The following is a 26,327-nucleotide window of genomic DNA, read 5'->3' on the forward strand; positions in this document are numbered from 1 at the left end:
ATCCGGCTGAAAACCACGCGGTCCAGGCAGCGCCTGACGCCACAGCGGCAACCAGCCCGGAGGCGGCCGCAGCTCCCAGCACGCCGTTGATTCCTGTGGGGCGCCCGCTATCCGCCATGCGTCGGCCCATGAAGCAAGTGGGCGACAACCGGGATTCGGCTGAGTCATCCGGTGGGGCCTCTGTCTCGTTCTATGACCAGATCGGCGGGCACCAGACCTTTTCCAAGCTGGTGCACGAGTTCTACAAGGGTGTGGCCGCAGACCCCGAGTTCCGTGCCATGTACCCGGAGCAGGACCTGGAACCGGCGGAACGGCGCCTGCGGATGTTCCTGGAACAGTACTGGGGTGGACCCACCACGTATTCGGAGGAGCGGGGGCACCCACGCTTGAGGATGCGCCATGTGCCGTTCCGGATCGACTCCCACGCCCGGGACACGTGGCTCAAGCACATGCGCGCGGCGGTGGACACCTTGGAGCTGTCTCCGCTTCATGAAGGCACTCTCTGGGACTACCTGGAACGCGCAGCCCACTCGTTGGTCAACGCTCCGGGCTGACCCTCACATCCGCCCAGCAGCGACGTGTGCCGCCCATCAAAGCTGATGGGCGTCACACGTCGCTTCGCGGCCCCTACGTTGGGGACCGAACCGTTGGGGACCCAACCGTTGCAGGTGGCTCTCAGCTGCGGGTCAGGACGAATCCCCCGGGGCAGGAGAGCCTGCTCCAGGATCCGTTGACGGCAACGGCCACCTGGGAGTCGTCATCCGAGCGCAGGAATCCCAACGCCCAGGCCGCAAACGCTGCACCGTCCGGGACCGTGCACAGGCTGTTGCCGTTGTTCTCACTCAGCTGCCCCCACTCGGAGACCCGACTCCACACGGCTGAGCGCACGCGCTGCACCATCTCCTTGCCCGAATCGGTGGGAACGGTCTGGGCCACTTCTTCCGTGCCGGCCTTGGCCGTGAGCACCAGGTCTTGGGCGTGAATCATGCCTGCAGGCTCCCAGCCTGACAACGACGGGGAGATCCCGGCCCAGGATGCTTGATCGTCATAAGGAGGCAGGCGAAGCACGGCGTCGTCGGCCCCTTGGAACCGCGGCATGCGGTCCAGAACGGACCCCACGTTCACCACGGCATCCAAAGTGGACGGCTCCCCCAGTCCAGCCGTGCGCAGGCCCAGGACCGTGGGGGTGGAGTCCAACAAACCGGCACGGGTCAGCACACAGGTCCAGATCCCCACCGCACCGCCCACGCCTTGGAAGCGGACGGCGGCGTCGTCGTTGATGGTGCGAGCCCGGGTCAGGTACGTACGGACGTCCTCCACGGACGTGGGGTCCACAAGTTGGAACGAACGCCCCATGTCAGTGGGCCTGCGGGTGCTCGGGACGACGACGGAAGTGCACCGGCTGCGCCGAATACGCCTTCAGGAAGGTGATCTGTTCCTGGCTCAGGGCCTCCGGACGTCCTGACTCACGGCCGATCTGGACGGTGGTGGACTGGGCCATGGCAAAGATGGTTCCGCCGTCGTGATCCTGGAGATGGTAGTTGAGCACGTAGGAGGATCCACCGATGTTGGACACCCAGATCTTCACCTCAATCGGCTCTAAGCGGTAGTGCAACTGCGCGGTGTACTCCACCTCCTGGCGTCCCACCACGGTCAGGCGCTGGCCCGTGAGCTTGCGGAACGAGGTACCTTCCGGGATGCCCTCCAGGCCGTGGATGGGCATTTCGCTCAGACGAACACGGGCATCCTCCAGGTACTGAAGTTGAACCACGTTGTTGGCGTGGCCGTAGGAGTCGATGTCACTGAAGCGCATGTGAATGGGGACGCTGAGGGAAGTCATGGGAACCATGGAAACACACGGGGCCCACCCTTGAGCCCCGTAAAGTAACGGCCATGACCTCTCAGCAGAATCCGGGCACGGAGCATGACCCCACACAAGCCTTGATCCACATGCTCAATGTGAGCGAACGAGGCGGGATTCGGACGTTGGAAGACATTTTTGTGGGGCAAACCATCTCCTCCCCACGCGGATCCGTGTACGGCGGGCAGGTCATGGCACAGTCCGTTCGCGCGGCCATGGCCACCGTGGATGAGGAGCGCACCATCCACTCCATGCACTGCTACTTCCTGCGGGCAGGCAACATCCACGAACCCATCACCTTTGGCGTGGAACGCATGCGCGACGGCAGGTCATTCTCCACTCGACGGGTGCACGCCTATCAGTTCGGCGCTCCCATTCTGTCCGGGATCTTCTCCTTCCAGACGGAATCCTGCGGCTTGGACCACCAGGACGAGTGCCCCAAGAACATGCCGGATCCGGAGGACCTGCCCACGGCCGATGACCTGTTGGGGCATCTGGATCTGCCGCAGGCAAGGGCTATTGCCAAGGAGCGCCCGTTCGACATCCGCTACATCACGCCCGCCATTTATCTGAGCCCGGCTGAGCACCAGGAACCGTTCAACGCGGTGTGGGTACGCACCCACAAGCGTCTGCCGGATGATCCGCGGCTTCACCAAGCCGCCCTGGCCTACGTGTCCGACTACGTGATGCTGGAACCGGCCCTTCGGCGCCACGGGAAGTCCTGGATCGAACCCGGCATGGCCATTGCCTCCCTGGATCACGCCATGTGGTGGCACCGGCCGGCCCGCGCGGATGAATGGTTGCTCTACGTCCAGGCATCACCGTCTGCTTCTGGTGCCAGGGCCCTGGGAGAAGGCCGGATGTTCGACCGTGACGGTCATCTGGTGGCCACCACCATGCAGGAGGGCATGCTCCGCTTCCCGGAGTTCCGCGACTGAGGTCGCCTGAACCTCGCCTGAGACACGACGAACCCTCACGTGACTCGCCCATCAGCTGCTGATGGGCGAGTCACATGAGGGTTCGTGAACAAGTGCTGCGTGAAATTTCAGTCGCGGGTCAGGCGGTGGCCGCTCGACGTCGTCGTTTCAGCACCGCGTAGGTCAGGTAGCACAGGGCCACGAAAGGCACGGTCCAGTACAGGGCGGCACGCTGGTTGGGGTCAAAGACGATCAGCACGCACGAGGCCAGGCTCATGACCAGCGCCAGAATCGGCACCACGGGGTAGCCGGGAACCCGGTAGGCCAGCTCGGTCACGCTGTGGCCCTCGGCAATCCACCGACGCCGGAAGTTCAGCTGGGACCACGCGATGGCCACCCACACCAGCATCACGGCCAAACCAGAGATGGAGACCAGCACCAGGTACAGGGTCTCTGCGGCGTACACCGAGCTGAGCAGCGCCAGCAGGCCACCCACCATGGAAGCGGCCAGCGCAACGGACGGCACGCCGAATCGGTTGGTGCGCCGGAACACCGCCGGAATGGTGCCCTCGTTGGACAGGGACCACAGCATGCGGGTGGAGGCGTAGAGCCCGGAGTTGGCGGCCGAGAGAATGGCGGCCAGGATCACAAAGTTCATGATGTCCGCGGCAAACGGAATGCCCATGGACCGGAAGACAGTCACAAAGGGGCTCTCATCCACCCCGGCTTCCTTCCACGGAATCAATGCGGCCATCACAATGATCGAGCCGATGAAAAACACGGTCAGACGCCACAGGGTTGCGTGAATGGCCTTGGGCACCGTGCGGGTGGGGTCCTTGGTCTCGCCAGCGGTGATGCCGATCAGTTCCGTTCCGGAGAACGCGAAAGTCACGGTGAGCATGGTGGCGAACACGGCACCGATGCCGTTGGGGAACAACCCGCCATCGGTCAGATTGCTCAAGCCGGGGGCGCCGTCGTACCCACGGACGTTGATGATCCCCACGATCGCCAGGACACCCAACACGATGAACAGGATGATGGCGGCCACTTTGATCCCGGAGAGCAGAGTTTCCGATTCAGCAAAGGCACGCACGGAGATGGCATTCAAGGTCACGATCAGCACAATGAACACGGCACTCCAGACCCACACCTCCGTGTCCGGGAACCACTGCTGCATGATCAACCCAGCACCGGTGAACTCAGACCCCAGCGCAATGGTCCAGGTCAGCCAATACAGGACGGCCACGGTGAAGCCGGTGCCCGGTCCGATGAACCGGGTGGCGTACACGTGGAAGGCGCCGGTCTGCGGCATCGCCACGGACAACTCGCCCAGGCACATCATCACCAGGTACACCAACACCGCACCCACCGCGTAGGCCAGGACGGTACCGAACGGGCCGGCCTGGCTGATGGTGTAACCGGAACTCAGGAACAGCCCGGTGCCGATCACCCCGCCAAAGCTGATCATCATCAGGTGACGGGTTCCCATTTTGCGGCGCAGGGAAGGTTCGCTGGAGACCGGTTCCGAGGTGGTCTCCGTGGTGCTCTGGGGCGTCGTCATGGTCAGACCTTAAGTGCGGGCCGGGCAACCCACGGCGGTAGCGTTGCCTACATGACCCTGCGTGACCTGCTCCAACACCAAGTGGTTGTTCTGGACGGAGCAATATCAACAGAACTTGAAAAACACGGCGTGGAGACCTCCAACCAGTTGTGGGGCGCGCTGGCCCTGGATTGCGCCCAGGACGCGGTCCGTGCCGTGCACCGCGCCTACCGGCAAGCCGGCGCCCAGGTGCTGACCACCAACACCTACCAAGCCACCGTGCCTGGATTCATGGCAGCCGGATTCTCCGCCGACGACGCCCGCGCCCTCATCTCCCGCGGTGCCACTCTGGCGCAGGACGCGGTTCTGGCAGAGCCGAATGGTTCAGAAACCGGATCCACGTTGGTGGCGGGAAGCCTTGGCCCGTACGGGGCCTATCTGGCCGACGGCTCGGAGTACACAGGCGCCTATCAACTCAGCACGGAGGAGTTTCAGGAGTTCCACCGCCCGCGAGTTCAGGCTCTGTTGGCAGCAGGCCTCACGCTGTTCGCGGTGGAAACCCAGCCCCGTTTGGACGAGGTCCAGGCAGTGTTGGCCTTGCTGGAGGAGTTGGCTCCTCAGGCGCAGGCGTGGGTGTCTTTCCAGCTCAGGGACACCTCCACCTTGGCGGATGGGACGCCACTGGCTGATGCCGTGGACTGGGTGGATGAGTGGGCCGCCGAGCATTCCGTTCTGGTGGCTGTGGGCGTCAACTGCGTGGCCCCGGAAGTTCTCACCCCGGCGCTCACGCTCATGGGTTCCCGCACCAACCTGCCGTTGGCCTGCTACCCGAACTCCGGGGACACCTATCATGCGCAGACCAAGACGTGGACTGCGGCGTCGTCGTCGGCGCGGTTCACCGCGTTTGTGGAGGATTGGCTGGAACTGGGAGTGCGCCTGATGGGCGGATGCTGCCGGACCGCGCCTGCAGACACGGCCCAGATACGACGAAGCCTCATGTGACTCGCCCATCAACTGCTGATGAGCGAGTCACATGAGGGTTCGCGGGCAGATGCCCGGTGGAAACCTCAACCGAGGGGCACGCCTCAGTCGCGGGGCACGCCTCAGTCGCGGGTCAGGCGGCGGTGGGTCACACGCTTGGGACGTGCAGCCTCCGGGCCAAGGCGCTCCACCTTGTTCTCCTCGTAGGACTCGAAGTTGCCCTCGAACCAGTACCAGTTGTCCGGGTCCTCTTCCGTGCCCTCCCAGGCCAGGATGTGAGTGGCCACTCTGTCCAGGAACCAGCGGTCGTGGGAGATCACCACGGCACAACCCGGGAAGTCCAGCAGAGCGTTCTCCAGGGAACCCAGGGTTTCGACGTCGAGGTCGTTGGTGGGCTCATCCAGCAGCAGCAAGTTGCCGCCCTGCTTGAGGGTCAGGGCCAGGTTCAAGCGGTTGCGCTCACCACCGGAGAGCACACCGGCCTTCTTCTGCTGGTCCGGGCCCTTGAAACCGAACGCGGAAACGTAGGCACGTGAAGGCATCTCCACCTGGCCCACGTTGATGAAGTCCAGACCGTCGGAGACAACTTCCCACAGGGACTTCTCTGCGTCAATGTTTTCGCGGTTCTGGTCAACGTAGGAGATCTTGACGGAATCGCCGACCTTGAGTTCGCCGTCGTCCTTCTGCTCCAGACCAACAATGGTCTTGAACAGGGTGGACTTGCCCACGCCGTTGGGGCCGATCACGCCCACAATGCCGTTACGAGGCAGCGTGAAGGAGAGATCGTCGATCAGAACGCGGTCGCCAAAGCCCTTCTTGAGGTTCTTGGCCTCGATCACCTGGCTGCCCAGGCGCGGTCCCGGGGGAATCTGAATCTCTTCGAAGTCCAACTTCCGGGTCTTCTCCGCCTCAGCCGCCATTTCCTCGTAACGAGCCAGACGTGCCTTGGACTTGGCCTGACGCCCCTTAGCGTTGGAGCGCACCCAGTCGAGTTCATCCTTGAGGCGCTTGGCCTGCTTGGCGTCCTTCTTGCCCTGGACCTCCATGCGCTTGGCCTTGGTGTCCAGGTAGGTGGAGTAGTTGCCCTCGTACGGGTAGAGGCGGCCGCGGTCCACCTCACAGATCCATTCGGCCACGTGGTCCAGGAAGTAACGGTCGTGGGTCACGGCCAGAACGGCACCCGGGTAGGAGGCCAGGTGCTGCTCGAGCCACAGCACGGACTCGGCGTCCAGGTGGTTGGTGGGCTCGTCCAGCAGCAGCAGATCGGGCTTCTCCAGCAGCAGCTTGCACAGTGCCACGCGGCGGCGCTCACCACCGGAGAGGTTGGTCACCGGGGTGTCACCGGGCGGGCAACGCAGTGCGTCCATGGCCTGCTCCAGCTGGGAGTCCAGGTCCCAGGCGTTGGCGGCGTCAATGTCCGTCTGCAGGGAGCCCATCTCCTCCATCAGGGCATCAAAGTCCGCATCCGGCTGCGCCATCTCTTCCGAGATCTGGTTGAAACGGTCCAGCTTGGTCTTGATCTCACCAACGCCTTCTTCAACGTTGCCGAGCACGGTCTTTTCCTCATTCAGCGGCGGTTCCTGCAGCAGGATGCCCACCGTGTACCCCGGGGATAGACGTGCCTCACCGTTGGAGGGCTCGTCCAGGCCGGCCATGATTTTCAGGATGGTCGACTTACCGGCACCGTTGGGCCCCACCACGCCGATCTTGGCGCCTGGGTAGAACGACATCGTGACGTCGTCCAGAATGACTTTGTCGCCCACTTTTTTGCGGGCCTTGTTCATGGTGTAAATGAATTCCGCCATGACCACCAGGCTACCCGTGGCCGCCGGTGCCCGGGGAATCCGCACCGCCCGGGCACCGGCGGTTTTCCTCATCGCGTAGAGCCGCTCATCACATCCGCCCCCTGCTCGGCATCCGCCTCGGACTCGTTCAGATGGAACTCCACCCGGGATTCCTGGTTCAGATCAGCAACCTCCCCTGGCTGCAGACCCACACCACCGGTCATGGGGTCATCCTCCGGAGACCACGCGGTCATCCGATCGACGACGCCGCCCTCCCCCTCTTCGAACACCTCACCGGTGTCGGGGTCACAGTTCGGTTCAGAGTCATAGGTCTGTGCCGACTCAGGGTCGGGTCCTCCACCGGTGAGGGAGTTGCCTGATTCCTGGAGCCGGGCGTCGTCGTTGCTTGTGGAGGTCACGCCCTGGTCACCTGAGGCGGTGTTCTCCTGGGTTGCGCCGTTGTTGCGCCCTCCACCTGCCCGGCTGTACTTGGCCGAGCCCAAGGCCAGGTCCGGTCCAACGGAGGTGGCCTCGATCTCCACGGTGTGCCGTTTGCGCCCGGAGTTGTCCGTCCACTCGCGGATCTTCAGACGCCCATGCACCAGAACGGCGTCCCCCACCGTCAAGGACACGGCCACATTGTCCGCCAAGTAGCGGTAGCTGGTGACTGTGTACCAGTTGGTGGCGCCGGCATCCACCCACTCGCCTTTGTCGGCGTCGTAACGGCGGGAGGTCGAGGCCAACCGAAAGTCGGAGACGTGAGTGTTGTTGAAGGTCTGGCGCAGTGAGGGCCTGGTGGCCACAAAACCGCGCACCGTGATCGTGTCAGTCATGAGTGCTCCTGATCAGAGGGCCGGGCCATGATGGCCGACCAGGTGGTCCCTGACCCGGGGCGGATCCCCGGAGGGTTCACCCCACTGTGACCGGTTCATGGGCGGTCGTACTGAGGCCATCTGCCGAACTGGGGAGAACCTCTGGGGGCTTGTGCGGACCGTGTGCGCTGTGGAGGAACAAGGCCTGGCCGGAGGTTGGTTAGACTGTCTCGGCCGGCCTCGGTAGCTCAGTGGATAGAGCAGGAGCCTTCTAATCTCTTGGTCGGGGGTTCGACTCCCTCCCGGGGCGCCCACAGCCCGCCTGCCGCATGACCCTCATGCGGCAGGCGGGCTTTTTGCTGCCTGCATCTCCCCCTGCGCTCCCCCGCCCTTCCACCCTTCCGCCCTTCCGCCGAGTAGGCCGTTTGATCGCCCCTGGGCGCTCAGGGGCGATCAAACGGCCTACTCGGCGGGGAAGGGCGAGGACACTGACCAGCCAACGGAATGACGCCGCATGACTTATCTGGGGAGCGCATTGACTTACTTCGTATTCACGTCTACCCTCCATGTCAGACATCGAAACCACGAGCCAGAGGTATCTCATGAAAGAAGTAACAGTGCCCATCCCTGAGAGCAGGATCGCGGAGTTTTACCAGAAATTTGGAGAGTTCATGGCAGACAGCACACCGGGAGCCCATGTTGAGTCAGCCCCCCGCACCCAGCCCCCTCTAGAAGTGGACGGCGATGAAGTCGCGAGGTGGATACAAGACAGCAACGCCCAGGTGCTGGCCGCTACCTTCTGGAACCATCTGTCAGACAACGGTAAAGACACACTGGGCGCACTCATCGACCGTGCACTGGACGGCGACAAGTTGAATCACATGTCACCCGAAGAACTGATAGCTGTCACACGTAACAGCAAGGCAGCCAGCGGGCTGGCGGGAGTGTTCGGCGCAGCCGGTCGTGCCACGAAGGCCGCCCGACTTCCTCGATACACAAACAAGAAGGGCAATGGGGACTGGTCCTACATCTGGAACTGGGATGGGCAGCACTATTGGATCCCCCGCCCCATGGCCGAACTCTTGGATAAGGTTCGTTGATTGCCCCCTTCACCTGCGTCCGCCGAGTTGCCAATTTCCTAGCCCATCAGCGCTGACGAGCTAGGAAACTGACCAGTCAACGGAATGTGCGAGGGCAGTGGCCATTTGGTGGTCACCTGCAACACTGCGCTCATGGGCAAGAACTCAGCTGCACGGCTACGTACCATTCCTTCACTGACTGGCTCTGCTGCCCCACCAGATCTGGAACATCTCCCGTCAGAGCCCGTGACCATGTTCTACTCCTGGCTGGATGCCGCACTGGCAGCAGGCGTCGCCGAACCGCTGGCCGCCACCGTTGCCACGGTTGACGACGACGGTGTTCCCGACTCCCGCACTCTCCTTCTGAAAGACGTGGATGAACACGGGTGGGCATTTGCCGGGCTGGCCTCCAGCAGGAAGGGACGTCAGCTGGCGCACAACCCCTCAGCTGCCTTGAATCTCTGGTGGCAGCCGATGGCAAGAGCAGTCCGGGTCAGGGGCGTCGTCGTCGAGGCTGATGAGGCGCAGACGCGAGCCGATCTGGAGGCGCGCAGCCCCGCCGCACGAGATGACGTGAACCCCGACGATTGGCGACTGTGGCGGATCGACCCGAGTCGCATGGAGTTCTGGCAGGGTGCTGCCGACCGGCGCCACACGCGCATTGTCTATCGACGCACTCAGGACGGCTGGTCCGTGACCTGACGACCGCCCACCCCGCCCCGTCTAGTGACCATTCACCTCACCCCTTCCGCCGAGTAGGCCGTTTGATCGCCCCTCAGAGCTCAGGGGCGATCAAACGGCCAACTCGGCGGGGGAAGGTGGGTGGGTAGGTGGTTGCTGAACGCGGAGGGGTGCCTGGGTGACTGCCCACAGGCAACAATTCCGCTTTCATCAGCGCCTTTGCCCCACCTCTTGTGCTGTCCGAACCCATCCATACACTCGAACACATGTTCGGATGGATGGGGAGGTTGTGATCATGCCAACAATGATCGACCAGCCGATTTCGGTGGCCGTCGCCCCTGACGGTGAGCCGCGATCTTTCATGTGGGGCCCGTACGAGTACGAGGTGGTGGGCGTACCTCAAGCCTTCTTCCGACGCCGCAAGTGGTGGCGGGAGGCCGGGGATCTTGCCCGGATAGATCAGGAGTTGTGGCGGGTTGAGGCCTCCTGCGACAGCGCTGAGTTCCGCCTTTACGATCTCCTTCGCCGCCCGGACGGTGGATGGGCGTTGTACGTCCAGTGGGAATAGTGACCGCCCAGATCAGGAGGAACTTTCACCGATAACACCCAGTAGCAACCGAGTCGCACATGTCCTTCACGCACTTGCACGTCCATTCCGGATTCTCCGCCCATTACGGCACAACTTCCCCGGAGCGTCTGGTGCAGTTGGCCCACTCCCACAGCGCACCCGCGCTTGCCCTGACCGATCGGGACGGGCTGTACGGTGCCGTCAAACACATTGGTGCCTGCATTCAGGCCGGCCTGGCCCCCGTCCTGGGTGTGGACCTGGCTGTTCATCACGACGACGGCGCTCCTCTGGGGCGGGTGGTCGTCCTGGCTCATGGCCATCTGGGCGGTGCCGGATACGCAGCATTGTGCCGGGTGGTTTCAGCTGCTCATGCTGCGGGAAGCAAACACCCGTCCATCAGTCGGACCGAGCTGGCCCGGCATGCAGCCGGCTGGGGAGCAGATGATCCTCCCGGCGCTAGTTCGCCAACGGCCAGTTCATCAGATGCAGCGCACTCCCCTGTGCTCAGCGTCCTGTTGGGCCCCGCCTCAGACGTGGGAAAGCTGGTGGAGAGACGCCAGCTGGCTGCAGCCAAGAACGCCCTGAGTGGATGGGTTCGCACCATGCCAGCGGGGTCCTTGAACCTTGAGGTGGTCTGCCATCTGGCTGAGCCTGGACAACCAGGCAGCGTCACCCCGGCCACCAGGATGTTGGGGCTGGCAGAGGCCGTGTCCCTGCCTGCGGTGCTGACCAACGCGGTGCGTTACGGGCAACCGCAGGAAGCGGTCACGGCAGATGTTGCTGATTCCACCCGCGCCCTGCTGCCACTGGATGAGGTGGTGGAACTTGACCCCACCGGGCAGGCGTGGCTGAAACCGGACACGGAGATGCTCAAGGTTGCCCGGATGGTGGTCACAGTGGGTGATCACCAGCGCAACGCCGGGGACCTTCTGGGCGCCACGGAACGTCTGGCCGAATGCTGCGCGCTGGATCCCGTCAGTGACCTGGGGTGGGGGCAGCCCAAGATGCCGGAGGCCTCCGTGATCGGTATCACCGGGGATCCCATGACTGCCCTGTGGGAGCGCGCCCGGTCCGGAATCGACCACCATTACCCGCGGGCCTCGCCCTCCATGCGCCGGAAAGTGGAAGAACGCCTGGCCCATGAGATGGCCACCGTGGAGCATCTGGGGTTTCCCTCCTACTTCCTGACCGTGGCACGTGTGGCGGACATCATCCGGTCCATGGGCATCCGGATCCAGGCCCGCGGTTCGGGTGTGGGGTCGGTGTTGAACTACCTGTTGGGCACTTCCGGCGTTGAGCCGTTGTCCAACGGGCTGTTGTGGGAGCGTTTCCTCTCCCCGGAACGCCTGAGCTTGCCGGACATCGACCTTGACGTGGAATCAGCCAGACGCCATGAGATCTACCACCGGTTGTTCCAGGAGTTCGGGGACCAACGGGTCTGCCTGATGTCCATGACCAACACCTACCGGTCCCGGGGTGCGGTCCGGGATGCCGGGTTGGCCCTGGGGTTGCCGGAGGAGCAGATCGACCGCATTGCCAAGGAACTGTGGCGCTTTGATGCCAAACAGTTCCGCCAGGCACTTGAGGAGAAACCCGAGTTGGAGGAGATTGCCCAAGAAGTCCGCGGGTCCCAACAACTGGACCTGCTGGTGGAACTGACACAACGGTTGGACTCCCTGCCCCGGCACATCTCCATGCACCCGTGCGGGGTGATCCTCTCGAACACCTCCCTGCTGGAGCGCACCCCGGTCCAGCACTCCGGGTTGGGGCTGCCCATGTCCCAGTTCGACAAACACGACATGGACCCCATGGGGTTGATCAAACTGGACATCCTGGGGGTTCGGATGCAGTCCTCCATGGCTTTCGCCGTGGAGGAGATCAGGCGCAACACCGGTGAGCGGATTGATCTGGACCGGATTCCCCTGGATGACGAGCCCACGTTCCAGACCATCCGCACCACCCACACGTTGGGGATCTTCCAGGTGGAGTCCCCCGGTCAGATGGAGCTGGTGGGCAAACTGCAACCGGAGAAGTTCAATGACCTGACCGTGGACATCAGCCTGTTCCGTCCAGGCCCCATGAAGAACAACATGCCGCAGCACTATCTGGCGGCCCGTCACGGTTATGCCCGTCCGGACTACATCCACCCGCGGCTCAAGCCTTTCCTGTGGGAGACCAAGGGGGTGGTGGTTTTCCACGAACAGGTCATGCAGATCCTTGACCAGGTCACCGGTTGTGGTCTGGGCAAAGCTGATGTCTACCGGCGTTGGTTGGGCAAACCGGAAAAAATGCCGTTCATCCAGGACCTGGTGTATTCCAAGGGCCCGGAGCGAGGATTCGATCCCGCCGCGTTGCACAAGGTCTGGATGATTCTTGAGGGGTTCGGGTCCTTCGGGTTCGCCAAGGCCCACGGTGCAGCGTTTGCCCTGCCCACATATCAGAGTGCCTGGTTGAAGACCCATCACCCGGCTGAGTTCCTGGCGGGTCTGCTGACCCATGATCCAGGGATGTGGCCCAAGGACCTTTTGGTGGCGGAGGCCCGCCGCCTGGGCATTCCGCTGTTGCCCATGGACGTCCAGCACTCCGGCTTGGAGTACGCCACACACCCTTTGCCGGATGGGCGTACCGGGATCCGTATGGCGTTGGGGGAACTGATGGGCAGCACGGAGGCCGAACGGGAACGGATTGCCGAGTTCCAGCCCTTCAGAACCCTTCACGACTTCCGTGATCAGGTCCGTCCCCGCCGCACCACGTTCCAGAACTTGGCCCGGGTGGGCGCCTTGGATGCCTTCATCGGTTATGACCGCAGCCGTCGTCATGACCTTCTGACCTATGTGCGTTCCATGAGTGCCCCTGCTGAGCACGTCCCGCGCCACCAGTTGTCCCTGGACTTTGCGGTGCCGGTACCTGTCCTGGACGGTGTCACCGCCTTGGATCTGCACGGTCAGCGTCAGGTGGATCTGGAGTTGCAGCAGTTGGGTCTGGGTGTCAGCGAACACCAGATGCAGCGTTTCCACCCGTTGTTCCGCAGGTTGGGGGTGGTGCCCGCCAAGAATCTGGTGGATCTGCCCAACGGATCGGAGGTCTTGATCGCTGGGGTGCGCCGGGCCACCAACACCCCACCCATGCGCAGTGGTCAACGGGTGGTGTTCGTGAGCCTGGACGATGGCACCGGGGTTTCCAACACGGTGTTCTTCCCGGATGCCCAGGAACGGATCAAGAACAAGGTGTTCCGCACCAACTACATGCTGGTCCGCGGCGTGACCAAACGGGAGGGTGCCCGTGGGATCAGCGTGGTGGGTTCCATGGCGTGGGATCTTTTGGCGTTGCCGGATGCCATGGGCCAGCAGGTGCCCAGCCCCGCCGTCGTCGTGGGGCCGGCTACCCACCACAACGACGACGCCCGCACCGGTGCGGAGGTGATCCGCCTTGCAGTGTGAGCCCTCAGATGACCGTGGACTGCAACGTGTGGCGGTACTTGCCGCGGAACAACCGTCTGGTGGCGGGGTCCAGGAACCACAGGTAGGCGCCGTAGGCAATGGCGATCACCGCGGCAATGGTCCGTCCGGAGCTGAGGTCGATGTCCAGGTACGGGAAGACGTCAATCTGATCGGAAACCGCGTAGATCATGAAGAACGCGGTCAGGAAGAACAGCACGTCCACCTGCCAGTCGGAGCGGATCCCGGTGACCGCGAACAACGGAATCAGCCACACCACGTACCACGCTTGAATCATGGGTGCAAAGATCACGATTGCCGCAAACGACCAGGTCAAACGCCAGATGATCCTCTGATCCTTGCCAACAAACATCATGTAGAGAATCACCGGCACCGCCATGAGCTGGCCGATCCTGTGGACCAGGTCCATGGCTTCCCCGCCGTTGCCGCCCAGCAGGCCCACCACGGCACTGGCCAACAGGCCCAACATGCCCACGGGGGCGTACCAGATGAACACGGAACCGGGTGTGGACATGGCCGAAACCCAGCCGAAGCCGAAGTCGGAGACCAGTCCCATGACCGCCATGATCACCACGGACCAGGCAAGGGTCAGGAACCAGATCAGGAACTTCCGTGGCCAGGAGGCGCCCTTACCGGCCCACAGCAGACCGATGAACGGCAAGAACACCAAGGTGATGGGTTTGATGGCCACAGACATGGTCACCAGGAATGCCCCCAGCAAACCACCCTTCCAGTTGCGCCACGTGGCCGCAGCCAGCACGCCACCCAGAGCCAGGGCGATCATGATGGCGTCGTTGTGGGCGGCCAGGATGAAGTTGACCAGGAACAGAGGGTTGGCCACGGACAACCACAGGGCGCGGGTGGGGTTGATTCCGTGCATCCGAGCCAACTTGGGGATCATCCAGGCCATGGCGATCACGGAGATGATGCACAACGCACGGAACAACAGCACCGATTGATCCGGTTGGGCATCCGTGATGGCCACAACCCCTTGTTCCATCCACAGGAACAGCGGCCCGTACGGCGGCGGGGACTCACTCCACAGCTGGTCAGCGCCCAGTTGGAAGAAGTTCTCAATGTAGGAGACGCCGTATTCGTAGGGATTCAACCCGGACTGCATCACACGGCCTTGACCGATGTAGGAGTAGATGTCCCGGCTGAACATGGGAATGGCCACCATCATGGGCAGCGACCACGCAATCATGGCGGCATTGATCCACTTGCGGGTGTCCGGCCCCCAGTGGTTGAGCTTCTGGCCCAGCCGCAACCATTCACGCACCAGAAGCATCCCACCCAGGGCCACCAAGATGATGGAGATGATGGCGCCGGGGGTGGTGAACCGCAGTGCGATCACCATCGGGTTCTGCCGCAGCTCGGAGACCGCTGCCAACCACCCAACACCCAGAGAACCCACGAACAGCAGAATCGAACCCACGGTTCCTGCAATCACGGTGCGCAACGGGGACCGCCGGAGTCGTTGCTGAGAGATGACTACGGCATCCGTCGTCGTACCGGGCTCAGTGGCCGCGGCGCTGGAGTCGGCGTTGGCTGCTGACACAGGTCCCCTCTGATGTGGGCCCGGGGGCGGGTGCGTGGCAGCCACTCCGTGAACCGCGTGATTGCAACACAGTGAGGGGAGGATGCCCGCGGTCCAAGGCCGTGAATCTGCGGTCGATCGTGGGCCATCCTACCGGGGGCACACCGAAGTTACCGGGGAGCCATGCGAAAGAGACTGGCATTACAGTTGCGTGGGTGGCTATTTCGAATGAACGAATCGTGTGGATCGACTGCGAGATGACCGGGCTCTCCCTGGAGGATGACGCCCTGGTCGAGGTTGCCGTTCTGGTGACCGATGACCAGCTCAACGTCCTGGGTGACGGGGTGGACGTGGTCATCAAACCCACGGACGCAGCCCTGGCACAGATGAACGACTTTGTGCGCAACATGCACACCACCTCCGGTCTGCTGGAGGAACTCCCCCACGGCACCACCATGGAGGAGGCCCAGCAGCAGGTTCTGGACTACATCCGTGAGTGGGTCCCGGAGCCCGGCAAGGCGCCCTTGGCCGGCAACTCAGTGGGAACGGACCGCACCTTCCTGGTCCGGGACATGCCTGCGCTGGTGGAGCATCTGCACTACCGGGTCATTGATGTCTCCACCATCAAGGAGCTCTCCCGCCGCTGGTACCCGCGGGCCTACTTCCAGTCTCCGCCCAAGACCGGCAACCACCGTGCCCTCGGTGACATCCAGGACTCCATTGACGAACTGCGGTACTACCGCGGTGCGGTTTTTGTCCCCGATCCCGGGCCGACCTCGGATGCAGCCAAGGAGGTGGCCGCCAAGATCGTCGCCTCCCGCACCGGAGCCGACGACGACGCCCCGGCCGCCAACCCCGAAAGCTAGCCATCTCACACGCGGCACACACACCCTGCGTTCATGGGTTATAGTGGTCCGCGTTGCTTTCACGGCGGGCGGTTCACACCGTCACCGTCAAACGCATCTTGGTGGGCGTAGCTCAGTCGGCAGAGCGCCTGGTTGTGGTCCAGGAGGTCGCGGGTTCAACCCCCGTCGCTCACCCCATGCACACAAGGTCGGATCTTCCCGGGACATCGGGAGGATCCGACCTTGTTTCATTGCCTGCCCACTGGCCTGCCCGAATGCGATGTGGAGGTTAGCCGCAGGGATGTGCGCTTGCGCCACCGGTATGTGCAGTTGCGCCACTGACACGGGTCTTGCGCGGTCGGAACTGAACATCGCGGTGGCCCAACCGTGCCCAGCGGCACAGGCCCCCACACCTTCACGGCTTCAGCCCTGGCGGCGGCGACATCCACAGTGCCAGTGCCAGTTGCAGCCACGATTGTCACGGTCGTCACGTTCAAGGCTGTGACAAGACGTTCTGCCCTGTGCCGTCAGTATCAGCCCCTAGTCTTGACATCTTAGAGCACTCCCCCGGAACCAGCCGCCACCCACGGGGATCACGTGCTCCGCTGCGCTGCACCTCACGATCGGTACCACCCTGAGGAAGGGACGGCATCATGCCGCATGTCAATCTGACCAAGAACCACCCAGCTGCCTACCAGCAGGTGGTCGACCTCGATTCCCAGCTCAGTGAGGCCGTCAAGGCCGCAGGCCTTGACCCCAAGCTCGCCGAACTGGTGAAGATCCGGGTTTAGCAGATCAATGGCTGCGCGTTCTGCCTGCGCATGCACACTCGGGACGCCATCACCTTGGGTGAGACCACGGACCGATTGGCCGTGGTTGCTGCCTGGTGGGAGTCCCAGTACTTCTCCGCCCAGGAACAGGCTGCCCTGGCACTGGCCGAAGAGGTCACCAACATCTCCGGCCCACCCACCCGGACGTGGGATGACGATGCCCTCACCGATGAACAGGTCTCTGCCATCACCTGGTTGGTCATTGTGATGAACGCCTGGAACAGGATCGCCATACGCAGTCACTACCCGGTGACCCCGTGACTCCTCAACACCGCAGGAGGATTAGGTGAAGGGCGACAAGGTTTCCGGGACCTCCTGGGACTCACTGATCCGCAACGGGGCCTTGGTGGTGGTCCTGCTGGTCATGGTCTGGTTGGTGTTCAACGTGGATCTGCCATCCGCCCAGGAACTCGAGGACCGGATAGGAGATTTCGGCTGGCTGGCCTGGCTGGTGTTCATCGGCGTCTATGCGGTGGTTGCGTTGACCCCGATTCCCGTGACTGTGATGGCCGTGACCGGAGGTCTGTTGTTCGGTCCGGTGATCGGCAGCGCGGTCTCCGTGGTGGGTGTGCTGCTGGGATCCTGGGGTGGGTACTGGATCGCGCGCGCCGTGGGCACCGATTTGATTCGACGCATCCTGGGTTCCCACGGTCCCCGCGTGGAGAGTTACTTGGACGGCGCCGGATTCGAGGCGGTGGCCACGTTGCGCCTGATGCCCGGTGTGCCGTACTGGCCGGTCAACTACGGCAGCGGGGCCTTTGGCATTGACCAGAAGACGTTCTTGAGCGCCAGCGTGATCTCAGTGGTGCCGGGGCAGATTTCCTTGGTGGCCTTGGGCGCCGTCGTCGCCAATCCCACCTGGTACAACGGGGTGATTGTGATACTGGGGTGGGCTGCGGTGATCACCATGACCGTGGTGGCCTCGCGCCGCTGGAAGCGCGCCAGTCGGGAGAACCGGGAGAGCCCCGCCGCTGAGTGAGGTCGGCGCGGCTTTCAAGATACGACGACGGCGCCGCCCGTCACCTGGCCGTATGCAGCCGCCCCGGGGCCAGAGCCAACTTGATGGTGAAGGCAAGGAACAGGGACATGGGGATGATCTCCCCAGCTGTTTCGGCCAAAGCCACCGCCCTCAAAACAGGACCGGGCACGTGGCCTTGGAGCATGATGGCCAACATGTCCAGGCCGATGGCAAAAACGGCCAGCAGGATCAGGATGGCCACAAAGATCCACGACTGCCTGCGCTCCCAAGCGCCCGCCTTCACGTAACCAATCACCAGTGGCACCAGGACCAGAACACCCAGGACGGCCCAGGTGAGCAATTCGCCGAAGTCTTCAGGCCGTAGACCGAAGGCGGCGTTGAAGCCGAACATTTCGGCAAAGACCTCGCCCACGTCCTCGTGGATCTGGAAGAGATCGTCCACCACCACCACGAACAGCGCGAATCCCCAAGCGCCCAGAAGGAAACTGCGGTAGCTGCGGGCAAGGACTGCCAGGATGGCTGCGGCGGCAAACAATTGGATGTGCCCCCAGACCTCAATGTGGGAACCGTCGTAGTCGCCTTCCCATGCCACGGGCGCAAAGATGCCCAGCAGACCATCTTCTCTGCCGTCGCCCATAGCGTGAGCAACATTGGCCAGCAGGAACAGTGCATTGACGGCCAACAGGATCACCAGGCTGGCCCACACCACTGTTTTGGGGGCCGGGGGACAGGGTACCCCTGGACCAGTGGGCTCATCGGCACCCGTTTCCCATTCGGCTGCCACTGCTCGCTCATCACGGTCGCTGCGCGTACGCATGCTCATGGTTCTCTCCCCCAATGTTGGTGCGGCATCCCCATGCCGCTTGTGTTTCCCCAACAGTCCATCGATTGTACCGGAGAAAATTAAGAGCGTTTTAATCTTTTGTTCAGCTAGGGCACAGGAACGGCAACAGTGGTGGTCACGTTTGTCACCGCCGGAAACTGTGGCGTGGAGCTGAAACCGAACCGCGGTGACGGTCTCACATCGGTCATAGCACCCAGGGACTGGCCGTCCCAGGTGGCCACGGAATCGGTGAGTCGGTGGAGGTCATGGGCGGTATACCACTCTGTTCGGCCCTTCCCGGCCGAACCCACGGTCCGCACACCTGGCATCACGCGTGATGCCACCACATCGGTGATCCGGGCAAAGTTCAAGGTGGTCCCCACCCATCTCGGCACCGCGCGCAACAGGTGTCCCAGTGGATGGCGAGTGCCCACCGTGAACTCCCACTGCAAGGGACCAGCCGTCACAAACCAGCGTGACCCACGCGCAGTGCCGGATCGGTGAACGTGAACGTCAACCACGGCGACGTCGTCAAAGGTGTAGGTGTTGGTGACAAAATCGGCCACCCAGGCATCAGGGGCCAGTAGGAGTCGGTGGCCGTCAGCGCGCTCCACCATGACGTCCGCGAACGGGCCGTGCGGGGTCCGGTTCCAGCAACCCAGCACCAGACGTGTCCCTTCCTGCGTCCCGACCCCTGCAATGTGTCCGTTGAAGCGCAGTCGGCGTGTTCCAGTCATGGACCGATGGTAAGCACGTTTCCCCTGCCATCTGACAGCATGCTTCCCGTACGATGGAGGGATGACTCAGCGTTGGCGAACCTTCCACACGTCCTTGGCGTGCCTGACCGTGGCCGGACTGGGGTTGGTGGCCTGCGGTGACGGCGGTGACGGGGCTCAAGACCAACCCACCACCTCGGTGGCCTCCCCCACCTCTGAAGATCCGAGCCAGGAGTCGCCGTCGTTCGCAGAAGCGGATGCAGGCGAACTGCCGTTTGCCGTGGAGGAGATGGGAAACTACGACTCCCCGTGGGCTCTGGAGTTCCTGCCGAACACCGAGCAGCTGCTGATCACCACCATCACCGGTGACCTGATCCTGCGGGAGACCAACGGTGACCGGCAGATCACGGTGGACGGCGTGCCAGAACCCGTGGTGCAGGGACAAGGCGGCCTGGGGGACATTGTGCTGGGCCCGAATTTTGAGCAGGACCGCACCGTCTACTTGAGCTGGGTTGAGGACGGCGACGGCGGCACGGGTGCTGTGATCGGGCGTGCCACCTTGGAGCAGACGGAGAACTCGGCCTCCCTAGGCAACCTGGAGGTGATCTGGGAGCAGCAGCCCAAGACCTCCGGTAACGGGCATTTCTCTCACCGCATGGCATTCAGCCCGGATGGCGAACACCTCTACGTGTCCTCGGGCGACCGGCAGAAAATGGAACCCGCACAGGACGTGGACAGCGGTCTGGGCAAAATCCTGCGGCTCACCCCGGACGGGGACCCGGCTCCCGGCAATCCGTTTGCGGATCGCGGTGGGGTGAGCCAGGAGATCTACAGCTACGGGCACCGAAACCCCCTGGGTCTGGCCTTCGCCCCGGATGGAACGCTGTGGTCCTCAGAGATGGGCCCGCAAGGTGGCGATGAGCTGAACGTGATTCGCGCCGGTGAGAACTACGGCTGGCCTGAGGCCTCCAACGGCTCCCATTACGGAGGGGATGAGATCCCGGATCACAGCTCAGATGACGAATTCACCGGACCCGTTGCCTGGTGGACTCCCAGCGTCTCCCCCGCAGGTCTGATGATCTACGACGGCGATACCTTCCCCCAGTTCCAGGGAGACGCCTTCATGGGCGCTCTCTCCGGTCAGGCCCTGGTCCACGTCCAGATCGACGACGACCCCGCCGTTGCAGGGGAGATCTGGGACATGGGTTCCCGCATCAGGGACGTGGCCCAGGCCCCGGATGGCAGTATCTGGGTGGTTGAAGACGGCGACGACGCCAAGCTGCTGCGATTGACACCGCCGGAGAACTGATCGGAGCTGCCAGGTCCCTGCCTCAGAGTCACCGCCAGGGCATCAAGCCCTGGAAATCCGCGAGGCCTCTGCCACTTGATCGTGGGTGGGGCGCACGCCGGTGTAGAGCACAAACTGTTCTGCTGCCTGCAGGGCGATGACCTCAGCACCTGTGATCACCGGCTTGCCCAGTGCACGTGCTGCCAGGACCAACGGTGTTTCCGAGGGGAAAGCCACCACGTCAAAGATCACGTTGGCCTGTGCGATCACCGATTCGTGCACTGCGAGCTCATCCTGTGCAGGCCCGCCAGCCATGCCCACAGGAGTGGCATTCAAAACCAGAGAGGTCTCCAACCCGTCGGCTGTAGGCCTCCAGGTGTGTCCGTACTGCTCAGCCAGGGCCCGTCCGGAAGTTTCGTTGCGGGCCACCACCGTGCCCGGTCCGAAACCGGCGTTGGTCAAGGCTGCCACCGCTGCTTTGGCCATGCCACCGGAGCCCAGCACCGCAAAGGATCCAGGTCTCACGTTGTGCGAATCCAGAAGGTCGTAGATGGCCTGGTAGTCCGTGTTGTACGCCGTCAGATGCCCCGCGTTGTTCACGATGGTGTTGACCGACTGAATCGCCACAGCAGAGTCCGCCATCTCATCCACCATGGCTATGACGTCCTCTTTCCACGGCATGGAAACGGCGCAACCTCGGATCCCCAGTCCCCGGACACCCGCAATGGCCTGAGTGATGTCGTCCGTGGTGAACGCCTTGTAGATGAAGTCCAGGTCCAGGACCTCATAGAGGTGATTGTGGAATCTGGTCCCAATGTTGGTGGGCCGGGCCGACAACGAAATGCACAGCTGGGTGTCCTTGGTGATCTCACGCATGGGGCAAGATTCCCACTTGGAAGCACTCAGCCATGAATTGTGTCCACACATGGCACGGCTCAGCCGACGTCTGTGATCACCAAGGTCATACGGGACGCCTCCACGGCCGTGACCGCATGCGGCACACCGGGTGCAAGGTAAAGAACGTCTCCCCCGGTCATTCGATGCACCGTGCCATCCACCGTGAAGTCCAGTTCGCCCGAATTGAGCACCACGGCCACAGCCCCCGGTGCGTCGTGTTCGGACAGGCCCGCACCGGCATCAAAGGTGAACTGAACCACCCGCATGGCCGGATTGTTGACCAACATGCGGGACTGTTTGTCACCGTCCACCACGGGGTGTGATGGGGCCAATCCAGTGTGTGCAAGGGATTGGGTGACGGGAGTTGGCTCGGACATCGCAGGCCTTTCAACGGTGGGTGGCACGGGTCGTGGTCCCACCGTAGGTCCGACAACCGACCCCTCGCCTTGACCTGGGCCAAGCACGACGACGACGCCGTCGCGCCCCTCAGCCACTCACCAGGTGTCGATGGCGTCTTGAATGAACCCAGCCCCGGATGCCACCACGTTGGTGGCCAGCGGAATCTGGTGGGAGGCACTTTCCAGGATGTGCATGAGATAACCAGCCGTGTTGGGCAGCGCAATCACATCCCCCACGTTGACTCCCCGGGGAAAATGCAGACGCCGTTTCAGGATCAGCTCCGCCTCAATGCAGTAGGCCCCCACCAGAAAAGCACCATCGGGTGCACTCCAGGAATCGGTGGACCCGTGGGACCCATCGACTGATTCAGCCCCTCCGGTTTCACCGGTACGGACCAGAATCGGGTCCACCAGAAAGTCCGCCGAGGTGGAGCGGCACTGGGTACGGTTCATTTCAAGGCCCACCACGGCAACGTCGTCACTGGTGTGTTTGCGGAACGCCACGCGGGCCAGAGTCAGCCCGCAACCATCCAACATGGAGCGGCCTGGCTCGCAGTGCAGGGCCAGGCCACGCTGGCGCAATGCCTGTGCCGCAGTCACACCCGGTGCGATCTCCCCTGTCAGAACGGACTCCAGCCATTCACCCCGTACCAGCTCCTGGTGATACGGGTAGGTGTCGCGTTGTCCCGTGACCCGGGGCCCGTCGTCGTGGTCCTCGCAGTACAGGCCGAGCCCGTCACCCCGCCAGGTCAGCGCGTCGTCGCTGCGCAGGACTGCCTGGTGGAGGGCTTGGCCAAAACGTGACCAGGCGGCGGCGTCGTCAATGTAGGACATGGGCACTCCCCCACCCATGTCAATGAACTCCACCTGATGACCGCGAGCGCGCAGCTGATCCACAAGATCGATGGCCTGCCCCAACGCTGTAGTGCGGTGCTGTGGTGCGTAGCCGTGGAGGTGGAAATGCACTCCCACCACCGGCAGGCGCTGTTCGATGTCAGTGGCCTGCTGGCTGTCCAGGAAACGCAGCCAGATGCTGCTGCGCTCGCCGAACCGTGTGGGGGTGAGTCCGTCCAGGACTTCCGGGGCCAGCCGAAGCACTGCGGGGGAACTGACGCCGGCATCACCGCTGACCTGGAGCGCCAATGTGGTTTCATCCAGATTGTCCAGGGCCACAGGCACACGGTGCGTCAGGGCATGGTGGAGCAACTCACGGGTCTTGACAGCAGCGGTCAGGATGATGCGTTCAGCCGGCATGCCCCGCTCCAGCACCTGCGTGAGTTCCCGGTGACTGCCCACGTCGATGCCATGACCCAGGTCCCGCACGGCATCCACCAGCCCAACGGTCTTGTTGGCCTTGCGCGCCACGAACACGCGTAGATCAACACTGTGCCGGGCTGCCGCATCCACCATGTCCCGGGCGTTGCGTTGCAGGCTGGAGAAGTTGTGCACGTTGACCGGGCTGCCGAACTCCGTCACTAGGGAAGCGCACGTTTCCCGGTCGGTCAGCAGGTCAGACATCCACGGTTCCAGACGCGCCGGCAAGGCGGGTTCACCGTGGACAGCCTGCCTGAGATCACTCTGGGTCACGGCGTGCCTCCTGGTCTTTGCGTGATGTGCTCCACCACTGCCTGCGCCCATCCTTGCGGCATGGTGTGGAGGGCGCGGTTCAGGGTGTCATGACCCAGCACGTGGTCCTCCGTGGGGCGCCCGATCACCGAAAGTCCCGCCACGGCCTGCCCTGAACTGTTCAGGGCCTGCCCACTGGGCGTGACCATGACTCCTCGCCTGCCAGGCGGCACCGTCAGTGTCCCGCGTTCCAACAAGCTCAGGTACATCGGTTGGTCCGTCCCCACCACACCAGGCGGGGGCAGCACGGCATCAATCACGACGTCGGGACGGGGTTCTGATTCATCCAGGCCCGTGATCCCTGTGGCAGCGATTCCCACGCCTTGACGCATCCACAAGGCATCGACCACACCGGCCTGAATGAGTGCGGCAATCTTGCGGGCGTTGAGCAGTGGTGGGCCAAAGGCCAGGCGTTCCATGGTCACGGCCATCTGTCGGAATTGCGCCCAGTCCCCAGCATCCAGGTCACGAAAGCTCACGACCTGGACCAGCGCCGGATAGAGCTTGGCCCACGCAGCACCCAAGGCCCAGGCTGCTCCGGGATCAGCTCGTCCTTCTGCCACCTCAATGCTGCGGGTGAAAACACGCACTGCGCGGTTGAGTCTCTCGGAACCAGGTTCAGCGCCGTTGCGGGCCGTGTAGGAGACCTCCCAGGCGGCATCACTGGCGGTGCTGCGGGTGCACCTGTCCAGGATCTCCGCGGCTGCGTGCTGGACGGTGTTGATCACCTCTGTGATGGTGCACTGCGCAGCCAGGCGGACCCGTGCGTGGTCCAGGACCGTGTCCAGATCCTCCACAGTCACGCACGGGCCGCTCTTGGCATCCAGGAACAGCCCGGACCGTGTGACGGGCAGAATCCTGGAGGGTTCCTGCCCGCTGGGGATGTAGCGCAGGTGGCCGTCCTCCCCTGTGGTGAACACGCCTCCGCGCCCTTGGGTGAGCGCCAAGCAGACATCGATGAACGTGAGAGCACCACCCCGCACAGCCACCGTTGCACCTGCCGGGATCTTTGACTGGGACAGCCATTGCTGGACCGGATAGACCTGTGGGACCAGTGGGATCTCAGCCGACCAGGTGTGTTTCAGGGCGCCGTCGTGATCCGGGGCGTGCCCGGTGGCCAACAGAACCTGCCGGTACGGTCCGTGCTGTTCACCGTCTGCGGTGTGCACCACCCACCTCGGCTCCGCGCTGTCCCCACCCACAGCCGTCAGATCCACGGCCCGGGCAGTCACGGTGTTCCACTGGAGATCCGAGCACACCTCCTGCACGCGGTTCCAGGCGCAGTGAAGATATTCACCCACGGTGGAGCGCGGTGGAAAGCTCTCCTGATCGCGCTGCGGAGCATGTTCGACTGCCCACTGGTGGAAGCTCGGCACAAAGCGTTCGGCGGCACCGGGTTCGTGAGCATCCACGATGCCTGCGGACACGTTCAGACGCAGATATTCAGGTTGATCCGGCGCGTAGGCGCTGCCCGCATAGGGGTTGGTGTCGATCACGTCCACCGCAACGCGGGGAACCTCACCGCCTGCAGCCAATAGCCTGCGCACCAGGGATTCCAGGGCGAACAGTGCCTTGGGCCCGGCCCCGACCACACCGATCCTGTAGACGCCGTCCAACGCCGCCTCAGCCGAACCGTTCATGCGTTGGCCTCCGTCAGTTCCTGCACACTGCGTTCCATCGATTCAGGTGACACGCCCAGATGCTGGGCCACCCAGTCGTCGTCGTACACGGTGTTCATGTACGGCAGCCCACCATCATGTACCAGCATGGCCACGCGCTGCAGTCCAGGGTGTTCTGTGAGCAGCCTGGCCACCGCGTGGACCACCGCCCCGGTGGAGGCACCGGCCAGAATCCCCTCAGTCCGTGCCAGGGCCCGGGCTCCCGCCACGCAGTCCCGCTCCCCCACCCGGAGCACCTGGTCCGGCGTCACAGTCCGGGAGAGGTCCGTGACAAACCCAGCCCCCATACCGGGAAGATTGCGTGGTCCTGCCGTGCCCCCGAACAACACACTGCCCACGGCATCCACCGCGATGACCTTGGTTTTCATGCCGTGTTCCCTGATGTAGGCAGCACACCCGCTGATGGTTCCCGTGGTGCTGCACGCCGCCACCACCGCATCCAGCTGGTGATCGGTGGCTTCCGCGATTTCACGCATGGTGCCGTCACGGTGGGAACCCGGGTTGGCCGGATTGCCGTACTGGTAGAGGTTCACAGCGCCCGGGATCTCCTGCAGGAGCTGTTGGACCCGCTTGATCCGGGCCGTCAGAAGATCCCCGGTCTCCGGGTCCGGCTCCATGACCAGCTCGATCTTCCCGCCCAGGGCCTTGATGGCAGCAACGGTGGTGGTGTTGGCCCGTGAATCCACCACACACACGAACGTGATGCCACGGACGGTGCAGCTGCGGGCAAGAGCAAGCCCCAGATTGCCGGAGCTGGACTCAACCACCGTGCCACCCGGGGCCAGCTCGCCAGTGGCAAGTGCTGCATCCAACATGGCTGCTGCCGGACGATCCTTGGCGCTACCGCCCGGATTGACGGATTCCACCTTGGCCAGGACCTGGGTATGAGGAAAGAGTCGGGAAAGGCGTACCAACGGGGTGTTTCCCACCGCGGCTGAGATGTCATCCACGATGCGTCCATCAGGTCTAGTCACTCCATAAGCATACTGCTGTTTACGGCAGAGAACCCTTAGTCCTCCCGTAAGATG

The 26,327-nt window shown here is 63.4% G+C and carries 25 protein-coding genes and 2 tRNA genes; 14 read left to right on the forward strand and 13 right to left on the reverse strand.

The features are described from left to right. Positions 1 to 128: 128 nt before the first annotated feature. A complete protein-coding gene (locus tag GTW58_RS06675; RefSeq protein ID WP_168023480.1) occupies positions 129 to 554 on the forward strand; it encodes a globin in 426 nt (141 codons plus the stop codon). Between the two features lie 121 nt (positions 555 to 675). On the opposite strand, the gene GTW58_RS06680 is transcribed toward GTW58_RS06675, so the two are convergent. Next, entirely contained in the window at positions 676 to 1,356 is a 681-nt protein-coding gene (locus GTW58_RS06680) for a DUF8185 domain-containing protein (protein ID WP_047692472.1), read from the reverse strand. 1 nt (position 1,357) lies between these two features. Then, entirely contained in the window at positions 1,358 to 1,840 is a 483-nt protein-coding gene (locus GTW58_RS06685) for an acyl-CoA thioesterase (protein ID WP_047692477.1), read from the reverse strand. A 53-nt stretch (positions 1,841 to 1,893) separates the two neighbouring features. Here GTW58_RS06685 and GTW58_RS06690 point away from each other — a divergent pair, with 53 nt between their 5' ends. Next, a complete protein-coding gene (locus tag GTW58_RS06690) occupies positions 1,894 to 2,799 on the forward strand; it encodes an acyl-CoA thioesterase (RefSeq protein ID WP_189587262.1) in 906 nt (301 codons plus the stop codon). A gap of 118 nt (positions 2,800 to 2,917) precedes the next feature. On the opposite strand, the gene GTW58_RS06695 is transcribed toward GTW58_RS06690, so the two are convergent. Continuing rightward, positions 2,918 to 4,339: an amino acid permease gene (locus tag GTW58_RS06695; RefSeq protein WP_198673422.1), complete on the reverse strand. Its 1,422-nt coding sequence runs from the start codon at positions 4,337 to 4,339 to the stop codon at positions 2,918 to 2,920. A 51-nt stretch (positions 4,340 to 4,390) separates the two neighbouring features. Here GTW58_RS06695 and mmuM point away from each other — a divergent pair, with 51 nt between their 5' ends. Next, positions 4,391 to 5,320: a homocysteine S-methyltransferase gene (gene mmuM / locus GTW58_RS06700; protein WP_119932736.1), complete on the forward strand. Its 930-nt coding sequence runs from the start codon at positions 4,391 to 4,393 to the stop codon at positions 5,318 to 5,320. Between the two features lie 101 nt (positions 5,321 to 5,421). On the opposite strand, the gene ettA is transcribed toward mmuM, so the two are convergent. Both ettA and ssb read right to left on the reverse strand, forming a co-directional pair. After that, a complete protein-coding gene (gene ettA / locus GTW58_RS06705) occupies positions 5,422 to 7,104 on the reverse strand; it encodes an energy-dependent translational throttle protein EttA (protein ID WP_047689538.1) in 1,683 nt (560 codons plus the stop codon). Between the two features lie 68 nt (positions 7,105 to 7,172). Continuing rightward, positions 7,173 to 7,916 (reverse strand): single-stranded DNA-binding protein, encoded by a 744-nt coding sequence (ssb, locus tag GTW58_RS06710; protein WP_119932737.1) that lies wholly within the window; start codon positions 7,914 to 7,916, stop codon positions 7,173 to 7,175. Positions 7,917 to 8,132: 216 nt separating this feature from the next. On the opposite strand from ssb, the gene GTW58_RS06715 reads away from it, so the two are divergent. The 5 genes from GTW58_RS06715 to GTW58_RS06735 all read left to right on the forward strand — a co-directional run bounded on the left by GTW58_RS06715 (position 8,133) and on the right by GTW58_RS06735 (position 13,663). Next, a tRNA-Arg gene (locus GTW58_RS06715) sits at positions 8,133 to 8,205 on the forward strand. 256 nt (positions 8,206 to 8,461) lie between these two features. After that, positions 8,462 to 8,995 carry a hypothetical protein gene (locus tag GTW58_RS06720; protein ID WP_119932738.1) on the forward strand — a complete coding sequence of 178 codons (534 nt, stop codon included), beginning with the start codon at positions 8,462 to 8,464 and terminating at the stop codon, positions 8,993 to 8,995. A gap of 132 nt (positions 8,996 to 9,127) precedes the next feature. Further along, positions 9,128 to 9,676, forward strand: a complete 549-nt coding sequence (locus tag GTW58_RS06725; protein ID WP_119932762.1) for a pyridoxine/pyridoxamine 5'-phosphate oxidase — start codon at positions 9,128 to 9,130, stop codon at positions 9,674 to 9,676. A 274-nt stretch (positions 9,677 to 9,950) separates the two neighbouring features. Continuing rightward, a complete protein-coding gene (locus tag GTW58_RS06730; RefSeq protein WP_156125559.1) occupies positions 9,951 to 10,223 on the forward strand; it encodes a DUF6504 family protein in 273 nt (90 codons plus the stop codon). 59 nt (positions 10,224 to 10,282) lie between these two features. Beyond that, positions 10,283 to 13,663, forward strand: coding sequence for a DNA polymerase III subunit alpha (locus GTW58_RS06735; RefSeq protein WP_119932739.1), 3,381 nt, complete (start codon positions 10,283 to 10,285; stop codon positions 13,661 to 13,663). 4 nt (positions 13,664 to 13,667) lie between these two features. Here the strand turns inward: GTW58_RS06735 and mptB are convergent, their stop codons facing one another. After that, on the reverse strand, positions 13,668 to 15,239 hold the full coding sequence (mptB, locus tag GTW58_RS06740; RefSeq protein ID WP_232818007.1) for a polyprenol phosphomannose-dependent alpha 1,6 mannosyltransferase MptB: 1,572 nt from the start codon (positions 15,237 to 15,239) through the stop codon (positions 13,668 to 13,670). 194 nt (positions 15,240 to 15,433) lie between these two features. Between mptB and orn the strand changes: the two genes are divergently transcribed. The 5 genes from orn to GTW58_RS06760 all read left to right on the forward strand — a co-directional run bounded on the left by orn (position 15,434) and on the right by GTW58_RS06760 (position 17,872). Beyond that, complete coding sequence (orn, locus tag GTW58_RS06745; protein ID WP_119932740.1) at positions 15,434 to 16,084, forward strand: oligoribonuclease; 651 nt, start codon at positions 15,434 to 15,436, stop codon at positions 16,082 to 16,084. Positions 16,085 to 16,185: 101 nt separating this feature from the next. After that, positions 16,186 to 16,261, forward strand: a tRNA-His gene (locus tag GTW58_RS06750). Positions 16,262 to 16,716: 455 nt separating this feature from the next. Beyond that, positions 16,717 to 16,854: a hypothetical protein gene (locus tag GTW58_RS14580; RefSeq protein WP_232818008.1), complete on the forward strand. Its 138-nt coding sequence runs from the start codon at positions 16,717 to 16,719 to the stop codon at positions 16,852 to 16,854. A gap of 3 nt (positions 16,855 to 16,857) precedes the next feature. Beyond that, complete coding sequence (locus tag GTW58_RS14585; RefSeq protein WP_255409140.1) at positions 16,858 to 17,154, forward strand: carboxymuconolactone decarboxylase family protein; 297 nt, start codon at positions 16,858 to 16,860, stop codon at positions 17,152 to 17,154. Between the two features lie 25 nt (positions 17,155 to 17,179). Next, a complete protein-coding gene (locus GTW58_RS06760) occupies positions 17,180 to 17,872 on the forward strand; it encodes a TVP38/TMEM64 family protein (RefSeq protein WP_232818010.1) in 693 nt (230 codons plus the stop codon). 40 nt (positions 17,873 to 17,912) lie between these two features. Here the strand turns inward: GTW58_RS06760 and GTW58_RS06765 are convergent, their stop codons facing one another. Next, complete coding sequence (locus tag GTW58_RS06765; protein ID WP_157980472.1) at positions 17,913 to 18,695, reverse strand: hypothetical protein; 783 nt, start codon at positions 18,693 to 18,695, stop codon at positions 17,913 to 17,915. Between the two features lie 107 nt (positions 18,696 to 18,802). Next, complete coding sequence (locus tag GTW58_RS06770; RefSeq protein ID WP_047692339.1) at positions 18,803 to 19,432, reverse strand: hypothetical protein; 630 nt, start codon at positions 19,430 to 19,432, stop codon at positions 18,803 to 18,805. A gap of 61 nt (positions 19,433 to 19,493) precedes the next feature. Between GTW58_RS06770 and GTW58_RS06775 the strand changes: the two genes are divergently transcribed. Beyond that, entirely contained in the window at positions 19,494 to 20,720 is a 1,227-nt protein-coding gene (locus GTW58_RS06775) for a PQQ-dependent sugar dehydrogenase (protein ID WP_119932742.1), read from the forward strand. A gap of 42 nt (positions 20,721 to 20,762) precedes the next feature. Here the strand turns inward: GTW58_RS06775 and GTW58_RS06780 are convergent, their stop codons facing one another. The 5 genes from GTW58_RS06780 to sbnA all read right to left on the reverse strand — a co-directional run bounded on the left by GTW58_RS06780 (position 20,763) and on the right by sbnA (position 26,273). Beyond that, positions 20,763 to 21,575, reverse strand: a complete 813-nt coding sequence (locus tag GTW58_RS06780) for a shikimate 5-dehydrogenase (RefSeq protein ID WP_047691453.1) — start codon at positions 21,573 to 21,575, stop codon at positions 20,763 to 20,765. Positions 21,576 to 21,634: 59 nt separating this feature from the next. Next, positions 21,635 to 21,928, reverse strand: a complete 294-nt coding sequence (locus GTW58_RS06785) for a cupin domain-containing protein (protein WP_232818011.1) — start codon at positions 21,926 to 21,928, stop codon at positions 21,635 to 21,637. Between the two features lie 162 nt (positions 21,929 to 22,090). Continuing rightward, on the reverse strand, positions 22,091 to 23,581 hold the full coding sequence (locus tag GTW58_RS06790; protein WP_232818012.1) for a type III PLP-dependent enzyme domain-containing protein: 1,491 nt from the start codon (positions 23,579 to 23,581) through the stop codon (positions 22,091 to 22,093). Next, the gene (locus GTW58_RS06795; protein WP_119932744.1) at positions 23,578 to 25,260 is read right to left on the reverse strand and encodes an FAD/NAD(P)-binding protein; all 1,683 of its coding nucleotides are present in this window, start codon (positions 25,258 to 25,260) and stop codon (positions 23,578 to 23,580) included. The genes GTW58_RS06790 and GTW58_RS06795 overlap by 4 nt, the downstream gene beginning before the upstream one ends. Then, positions 25,257 to 26,273 carry a 2,3-diaminopropionate biosynthesis protein SbnA gene (sbnA, locus tag GTW58_RS06800; protein WP_231559464.1) on the reverse strand — a complete coding sequence of 339 codons (1,017 nt, stop codon included), beginning with the start codon at positions 26,271 to 26,273 and terminating at the stop codon, positions 25,257 to 25,259. The genes GTW58_RS06795 and sbnA overlap by 4 nt, the downstream gene beginning before the upstream one ends. Positions 26,274 to 26,327 lie beyond the last annotated feature (54 nt).

The organism is Kocuria subflava (genome assembly GCF_012163155.1).
Classification (GTDB): domain Bacteria; phylum Actinomycetota; class Actinomycetes; order Actinomycetales; family Micrococcaceae; genus Kocuria; species Kocuria subflava.